Below are 7,105 nucleotides of genomic sequence, written 5' to 3'. Positions count from 1 at the left end.
GCTCCAGCTCATCGTGATCGAGTGGGGTAAGCGCCACCTGGGCTATCGCCTCGATCAGGCCTCCATTCTCATGGGAGTGGCCGCAGCCGGAACCATCGTGGGCGCCATCCTGGCCGGGCGCATCCCCTTGTCCCGCACGCTGTGCGTGCTGCCCGTCGGCGCGCTGATGGGGCTTGTGGTGCTGTTCATGCCCCTGGCCTACTCGACCTGGAGCGTCTATACGCTGCTGCTGGTGGTGGGCGGTCTGGCCGGCTTTTTCGTGGTGCCCATGAACGCGCTGCTACAGCATCGCGGCCACGTGCTGCTTTCGGCCGGGCATTCGATCGCCGTGCAGAACTTCAACGAGCAGATCAACATTCTGGTCATGGTGGCCGTCTACACGCTGCTGCTGTGGCTCAAGCTGCCGATCAACCTGATCATCGTTCTATTCGGGCTGATCGTCTTCGTGCTGATGCTGATCTTCATGGCCTGGAGCCGGCGCAACATGAAGGCGTGTCCCGAACTGGAACGTGAAATCGGAATGGCGGGGCACGGCCAGGCTTTGGATAGGAACGACTGATTGCGCCGCGGTCACGCAGTACTTACGAACGCTGCCCGAGTCACCGGACCGCTGAGATTGCGTGGCCCTCTCCGTTCGGGCGCTTGAGCGTCGAGATTGATTTGCGCAATCGCGTTTTTTGGCTCAACAACGCCTGATGCTGCGATCAAAGCTTTGCGGCCAGCCTCAGATCTTGCCAGCTGCGCGCCTTTTCCGACGGACTGCGCAGCAGATAGGCGGGGTGATAGCTCACCACCACGGGAATGTCGCGGCCGCCGGCACGCACGGTATGAATGCGGCCGCGCAGGCTGCCGATGGTGGCGTCGGTGTCGAGCAAGGTCTGGGCGGCGAAGCGGCCCAGCACCAGGATGCGTTCGGGCTTGAGCAACTCGATCTGCCGCATCAGATAGGGGCTGCACGCGGCGATCTCTTCCGGCGTGGGATTGCGATTGCCGGGCGGGCGGCACTTGATCACATTGGCGATGAACACGTCGTTCTGGCGGTTCATGCCCACGGCCGCGAGCATCGCGTCGAGCAGTTGTCCCGAGCGACCCACGAAAGGCAGGCCCTGGCGATCTTCCTGTTCGCCCGGGGCTTCGCCCACCACCATCCAACGCGGCGCGGACGCCCCCATGCCGACGACGGCTTTGCGGCGGCTGCGGCACAAGCCACAGGCCTCGCAGCCGGACACCATCTCCCGCAGGGTTTCCAGGTCGGCCTGAGCCACGCGCGCGGCCCGGTCCGGGTCGACCTCGGGCGCCGGCGCGGTGGAGGCCGCTAATGCAGGGGGCGCGGACCGCACAGGCGCCGGTCTGGGCATGCGGATCTCCGGGCTGGGCGCGGCAGCGCCTGCCGGCCGGGCAACGACGGGCGAAGCTTCAGTCTGCCTTTCTGCCTTCGTATCGGCCCGCACCGGCGCGGGCGGCCCGGGAGGGGCGACCGGTTCGTCCTGCCTCAGCCAGGTCTTTTCGATGCCGATCTCGCGCAGCCACAGGCGCTGCAGCGGATTGACGCGCGGCGTCGCCCCGGCGGCCATCATGCGCTCCCACCCGTCGGCACAGCATGGTCATGCGTCGCGGCGTCGCCCCGCGCCGACGCCACGACGTCACGTCGCAGCACCAATGCATTTTCACGTCCTTTAGCGGCGGGGTAATACCCCTTGCGCATACCGATCTGCTGAAACCCCAGCCGTTCGTAGAAGCGGCGCGCGCGCTCATTCGACGGCCGTACTTCCAGCACGATGCCTTCCGCGCCGACCTCGAGGGTCTGCGCCTGACACCACTCGACCAGACGACGGCCAAGCCCATGCCGCTGAAGGTCACCGGCCACGGCGATCACCAGCAGATGCGTCACGTCGGGCGCCGCCATCAGCACGCAAAAACCCGCCAGCCTGGAGCCGTGCCGCAGCACACAGGCCGGGTAGCCCGACTTCAGCGCATCTTCGAAATTGCCTCGCGTCCAGGGAAAGGCCTGGACCTGGGCTTCCAAGTCCGTCACCTCGTCCAGATCGTCCTGAGTCATCATCTGCAGGACAGGTTCATTTGCCGGCAGCGCGCGGGTCGCGCGCGGATTGCCGCCGAGCCCGCCCACACGCTCGGCCGTGGTGAAAGCGACTTTGTCGCGCACGTACAGCGGCGCGGCTTCTTCGGGAGGCAGCGCCTCGCCGCGCAGCCAGCTCTGGCGGGCCAGATGCGCCACCGTGGCGGCGCGCGGCCGCCCCAGCGGTGCGCACTGCAGCCCTGCCGCGGGCATGGCTGCGGGGTAGGCCTGCCAGGCATCGCCGGCCAGGCACAGCGACAGGTCTCGGCCAGCCTCCTGCGACCAGACGGGAAGCCGATGCAAGGCCCAGGGCAGGACCTCCTCGGCCGCAATCAGCATCGGAGCCTGCAGGACCCGCCAGGCCGGCGTTTCTCCTGCGGCGGATTTCTGCGGAGGCTCCGATACGTACACTGCCAGGTAGACCTCCGTCATACGGGCGTCCAGCGCCACCAGGATCGCGTCATCCGGCCCGGCCTGAACGTCCTCGGCCACGGCCAGATGGGACACGACCGGCAGCACGGGCACACCCAGCCCGAGCGCCACGCCCTGGGCCACCCCGCAGGCCACTCTCAGACCGGTAAAGCCTCCCGGCCCCTGGCCGAAAGCCACGGCGTGCAGATCGGCCGGCGCCAGGCCGGCGCTCGCCAGCAGTTCGTCCGCCATGGGCAGCAGGCGTTCAGCGTGCTCCTGTGTGCCCTCGTGCTCGAGCTGGACGACCCGCGGCGAACCGTCGCCGGCGTCGCGAAGCAGTGCCACGCCGCAGCGAGAAGAAGAGGTTTCGAAAGCCAGCAGGTTGAGCTTCATGGGAAAGAATTGTACGTAATCGGCGCTCGGCAAGACGGGTGGCAAACGGGATTTCGAAATCTCCATGGGGGGTTTCCAGGATTCAGTGCAATATGTAATATATTGTTATAAACACACACTAATCCGGCTCCGCACCGCTGTTACATTTACCGCCATGAATACTCCAGCCACCACCCCCATCCGCAAAATCCTCATCGTTGACGACGATCCCAGATTGCGCGACCTGCTGCGGCGCTATCTGTCGGAACAGGGTTTCAACGTATTCGTCGCCGAAGACGCCAAGGAAATGGGCAAGCTCTGGCAGCGCGAACACTTCGATCTGCTCGTGCTCGACTTGATGCTGCCCGGCGAAGACGGCCTGTCCATCTGCCGCCGGCTGCGCGGCGGACACGACAACACGCCCATCATCATGCTCACGGCCAAGGCCGAAGAGATAGACCGCATCGTCGGCCTCGAAATGGGCGCCGACGACTATCTGTCCAAGCCTTTCAATCCGCGTGAGCTGCTGGCCCGCATCAATGCCATCCTGCGCCGCCGCGGCACGGAAGAGCACCCCGGCGCCCCCAGCCAGGAAAACGAGTCCATCGCCTTCGGGCCTTACTTGCTCAACCTGTCCACCCGCACGCTCACCAAAGACAACGAGCCGGTACCCATCACCACCGGCGAGTTCTCGGTGCTCAAGGTCTTCGCCCGGCATCCCAAGATCCCGCTCTCGCGCGACAAGCTCATGGAGCTGGCACGCGGTCGCGAATACGAAGCCTTCGACCGCAGCCTGGACGTGCAGATCTCGCGCCTGCGCAAATTGATCGAACCCAATCCCTCCAAGCCGGTCTTCATCCAGACGGTCTGGGGCCTGGGATACGTCTTCGTTCCGGATGGCGGCAACTGAACCTCCCGATCAGGCCGGGCAGGAAGCCGATTCCTCCACCCATCGCCTCAAGCGGCTGACCCGCATCCTGGCCTCACGTGTGAGGCTGGGGCTGTTCGGCCGCACCTTTCTGCTGCTCGCGGTTCTCATGCTGGTCAGCCTCGGAGCCTGGCTGCAGGTGTTCTTCAGCATGGAAATGGGACCGCGCACCAACCAGATGGCGCAGCGTGTCATCACGGCCGTCAACATCACCCGCACGGCGTTGGTCTATGCGCATACCGACGAACGCAGCAAGCTTCTGCTGGATCTGGCCACCAACGAAGGCATTCAGGTCTATCCGCGCGAGGTCACCGACTTCACCGAACCCCTACCCAACGACGACTACTGGCAGCGCGTAGCGCAGCAGATCCGCATGCGGTTCGGCCCCGACACGCAGATCGCCTGGGGCGTGAACCAGGTGCCCGGCTTCTGGGTGAGTTTCCAGATCAACCAGAACCTGTACTGGCTGGTGTTCGAGCGCGAGCAGATAGGCCTGACCGGCGGCATCGAATGGCTGGGATGGGGCGCCACGGCGCTCCTGCTGTCCCTGGTCGGCTCGGCCATCAGCGTGGGCTTCGTCAACCGGCCGCTATCGCGGCTGGCGCGAGCCGCCCAAGTGCTGTCGCGCGGCGAAACGCCTGCCCCCCTGCCCGAACAAGGGCCTCTGGAAATCCGCAATCTCAACACGGCCTTCAATCGCATGGCCAGGGATTTGCGGCAAACCGATACCGACCGCGAATTGATGCTGGCCGGCATTTCGCACGATCTGCGCACGCCGCTGGCGCGCATGCGCCTGGAAATCGAAATGAGCGAGGTCACCGAAGACGCGCGGCAAGCCATCGACAACGACCTGCGCCAGATCGACCACAGCATCGGCCAGCTCATGGAGTATGCGCGTCCGGCAGGCACACTGCCGCAGACGGCCACCGACATCTCCGCGGTTCTGAGCGATCTTTTCGAGCGAGAACGCGCTCATACCGCCTCGCTTGGCGGCGAACTCAACGCCCGCATCGAACCGAATCTGCGCGCCCGCATCACGGCGCTCGACCTGAAGCGCATCGTCGGCAATCTGATCGAAAACGCGCGCCGCTACGGCCGCTCGTCCGACGGGCAGGCGCACCTGGTCATGACCGTGCAATCCGAAGGCAATACACTGGCGATCGAAGTTTCGGACCGAGGCCCCGGCATCGCCCCCGAAGAGGTCGAACGCCTGCTGCGCCCCTTCTCGCGCGGCGAAGCCGCGCGCACCGGCGTCAGCGGCTCGGGGCTGGGACTGGCCATTGTCGAGCGCCTGCTCAAGCACGCGGGCGGTTCGCTGCGCATGCTGCCGCGCAGCGGGGGCGGCCTGACCGCGCGCATTGAGCTGCCCAGGGCAAAATCCAAAAGCTACCAACCGGACGCCGATACCGCGTAGGACTATCAAGGAGATCGTATGAAAACCGTTGGCGACAGGCTCGAATCGTTCAAAGTCACGGGCGTCAAACCCGGCTTCAATCATCACGAGGAAAACGGCATTTCGGCTTTCGAGGACATCACCGAAAGCTCTTTCCCGGGCAAATGGAAGGTCATCTACTTCTATCCGAAGGACTTCACCTTCGTCTGCCCGACCGAGATCGCGGGCTTCGACAGGCTGGCCGAGGAATTCGCCGAACGCGAAGCCATTCTTATGGGCGGTTCGGTCGACAACGAATTCGTCAAGCTGGCCTGGCGCCGCGAGCACCCCGACCTCGACAAGCTGGGCCATTATCAGTTCGGCGATACCGGCGGCTCGCTGATCGACCAGTTGGGCATCCGCGAAAAAGACAGCGGCGTGGCCCTGCGCGCCACGTTCATCTTCGACCCCGACAACATCATCCAGCACGTGTCGGTCAACAATCTGGATGTTGGCCGCAACCCCGAGGAAGTCCTGCGCATACTCGACGGCCTGCAGACCGGCGGCCTGTGCGCCTGCAACCGCAAGGTGGGCGGCGATACGCTGTAGCCTCGGCCAGTCGCGTTGCCGTTAAACCGCCGTCCGTCGAAGAGCCCGGTTTACGCAGCCTGAGCGCTGCGCTCGAAGGTGAGCTCGCATCCGCCTCGCTACGCTTCGGCTCCGGATGCTTCGTCTGACTGACGATCAGGGCCCGCCCACGGCTTCCGCAGGCGGGATGCGGCCCAGCAGCGCCACCGCCGTCACGGCGATCCCTTCCTTGCGTCCCAGATAGCCCAGGCCTTCGTTGGTCTTGGCCTTGATGTTGACCGCATCGGATTCAAGCTGCAAGTCGGCCGCGATATTGGCCGCCATGGCCTGCGCGTGCGGGCCTATCTTGGGCGCCTGTGCGTGCACCGTGGCGTCCACATTGACCACAAACCACCCCGCCTGGCGCACCCTGGCCATGGCTGCGCGCAGCAGCATTCGGCTGTCGGCGCCCCGGTACTGCGGATCGGTGTCGGGAAAATGCCGGCCTATGTCGCCCAGGCCCGCCGCGCCCAAAAGCGCGTCGGTCACGGCATGCAGCAACGCGTCGGCGTCGGAATGGCCCAGCAGCCCATGCGTATGCGGAATCGTCACGCCGCCCAGAATGAGCGCACGGCCCTCCACCAGCGCATGCACATCGAAGCCCTGGCCCACGCGAAAAGGAACATTCATAGCCATTTTTCCATCAGATCGAAATCGTCGGGCCAGGTTATCTTGAAATTGCGCGCATGACCTCGCACCAGTCGGGGCATGCGGCCGACAGCCTCCATCGCCGACGCCTCGTCGGTAACGGCTGCGCCGCTCGCCGACGCAGCCGCCAAGGCGTCGCGCAGCATACCGGCACGGAACATTTGCGGCGTCTGCGCCAGCCAGAGGCCGTCGCGATCGACGGTGCGAACCACGGCTTCGCGGCCGTCCGCTTCAACCGCAGACTGCTTTACCGTGTCGGGCACGGGCAGGGCCAGCAAGCCGCCGACGGGGTCCTGCAGACAAGTGTCGATCAAACGCGCCAGCGCCTGTGCCGGCAGACCAGGGCGCGCCGCGTCGTGCACCAGCACCCAATCCGAGTCCGCCGCCTTGCAGTCGGCCAGGGCCCGTGCCACGGTGTCGGCTCGTGTCGGTCCGCCGCACGCCCGCCATACCGTGCGCGGCAGACCGCGCAACGCTTCATCCACCCAGCCGTCTCCCTCGGAAACGGCCACGCGCACCTGGACAACACGCGGATCGGCCAGTAGGGCCTGCACCGCCAGGCGCAGCATGGGCTGGCCCTTGAGCGGGCGATATTGCTTGGGCAAGTCGCCGCCGGCGCGGGCGCCTATGCCAGCCGCGGGAACAAGAGCGATCAGGGAAGCAGTCATAT

Annotated in this window: 7 protein-coding genes and 1 pseudogene; 4 read left to right on the top strand and 4 right to left on the bottom strand. The window is 65.6% G+C overall.

What is annotated here, in order from left to right; translation table 11 throughout:
- Positions 1–559 (top strand): annotated as a pseudogene (locus tag ACTHJ1_RS13965) (lysophospholipid transporter LplT); the annotation flags it as partial.
- Positions 560–704: 145 nt separating this feature from the next.
- Here ACTHJ1_RS13965 and ACTHJ1_RS13960 read toward each other — a convergent pair.
- The gene (locus ACTHJ1_RS13960) at positions 705–1,577 is read right to left on the bottom strand and encodes a uracil-DNA glycosylase family protein (RefSeq protein ID WP_440193344.1); all 873 of its coding nucleotides are present in this window, start codon (positions 1,575–1,577) and stop codon (positions 705–707) included.
- On the bottom strand, positions 1,574–2,881 hold the full coding sequence (gene tsaB / locus ACTHJ1_RS13955) for a tRNA (adenosine(37)-N6)-threonylcarbamoyltransferase complex dimerization subunit type 1 TsaB (RefSeq protein ID WP_440193342.1): 1,308 nt from the start codon (positions 2,879–2,881) through the stop codon (positions 1,574–1,576). Before tsaB ends, ACTHJ1_RS13960 begins: the two co-directional genes overlap by 4 nt.
- Before the next feature lie 154 nt (positions 2,882–3,035).
- On the opposite strand from tsaB, the gene ompR reads away from it, so the two are divergent.
- The 3 genes from ompR to ACTHJ1_RS13940 are packed head-to-tail and all read left to right on the top strand — an operon-like array spanning position 3,036 to position 5,769.
- A complete protein-coding gene (ompR, locus tag ACTHJ1_RS13950; protein WP_440193340.1) occupies positions 3,036–3,770 on the top strand; it encodes an osmolarity response regulator transcription factor OmpR in 735 nt (244 codons plus the stop codon).
- Positions 3,757–5,202 (top strand): sensor histidine kinase RisS, encoded by a 1,446-nt coding sequence (gene risS, locus ACTHJ1_RS13945; protein ID WP_440193338.1) that lies wholly within the window; start codon positions 3,757–3,759, stop codon positions 5,200–5,202. Before ompR ends, risS begins: the two co-directional genes overlap by 14 nt.
- Positions 5,203–5,220: 18 nt before the next feature.
- A complete protein-coding gene (locus ACTHJ1_RS13940; protein WP_440193336.1) occupies positions 5,221–5,769 on the top strand; it encodes a peroxiredoxin in 549 nt (182 codons plus the stop codon).
- A 135-nt stretch (positions 5,770–5,904) separates the two neighbouring features.
- Here the strand turns inward: ACTHJ1_RS13940 and ispF are convergent, their stop codons facing one another.
- Together ispF and ispD are read right to left on the bottom strand one after the other, a co-directional pair.
- Entirely contained in the window at positions 5,905–6,417 is a 513-nt protein-coding gene (gene ispF / locus ACTHJ1_RS13935; RefSeq protein ID WP_440193334.1) for a 2-C-methyl-D-erythritol 2,4-cyclodiphosphate synthase, read from the bottom strand.
- Complete coding sequence (gene ispD / locus ACTHJ1_RS13930; RefSeq protein WP_440193332.1) at positions 6,414–7,103, bottom strand: 2-C-methyl-D-erythritol 4-phosphate cytidylyltransferase; 690 nt, start codon at positions 7,101–7,103, stop codon at positions 6,414–6,416. The genes ispF and ispD overlap by 4 nt, the downstream gene beginning before the upstream one ends.
- Positions 7,104–7,105 lie beyond the last annotated feature (2 nt).

Origin of the sequence: Bordetella sp. (assembly GCF_051960075.1) — a bacterium.
Classification (GTDB): domain Bacteria; phylum Pseudomonadota; class Gammaproteobacteria; order Burkholderiales; family Burkholderiaceae_B; genus Bordetella.
The sequence above is the reverse complement of the archived record's forward strand: the minus strand, read 5'-3'. Positions and strand labels throughout refer to the sequence as shown.

Bases quoted from the DNA above. Each gene is read 5' to 3' on its own strand.
- ACTHJ1_RS13960 (WP_440193344.1), bottom strand. From the start codon at position 1,577: ATGATGGCCGCCGGGGCGACGCCGCGCGTCAATCCGCTGCAGCGCCTG.
- tsaB (WP_440193342.1), bottom strand. From the start codon at position 2,881: ATGAAGCTCAACCTGCTGGCTTTCGAAACCTCTTCTTCTCGCTGCGGC.
- ompR (WP_440193340.1), top strand. From the start codon at position 3,036: ATGAATACTCCAGCCACCACCCCCATCCGCAAAATCCTCATCGTTGAC.
- risS (WP_440193338.1), top strand. From the start codon at position 3,757: ATGGCGGCAACTGAACCTCCCGATCAGGCCGGGCAGGAAGCCGATTCC.
- ACTHJ1_RS13940 (WP_440193336.1), top strand. From the start codon at position 5,221: ATGAAAACCGTTGGCGACAGGCTCGAATCGTTCAAAGTCACGGGCGTC.
- ispF (WP_440193334.1), bottom strand. From the start codon at position 6,417: ATGAATGTTCCTTTTCGCGTGGGCCAGGGCTTCGATGTGCATGCGCTG.
- ispD (WP_440193332.1), bottom strand. From the start codon at position 7,103: ATGACTGCTTCCCTGATCGCTCTTGTTCCCGCGGCTGGCATAGGCGCC.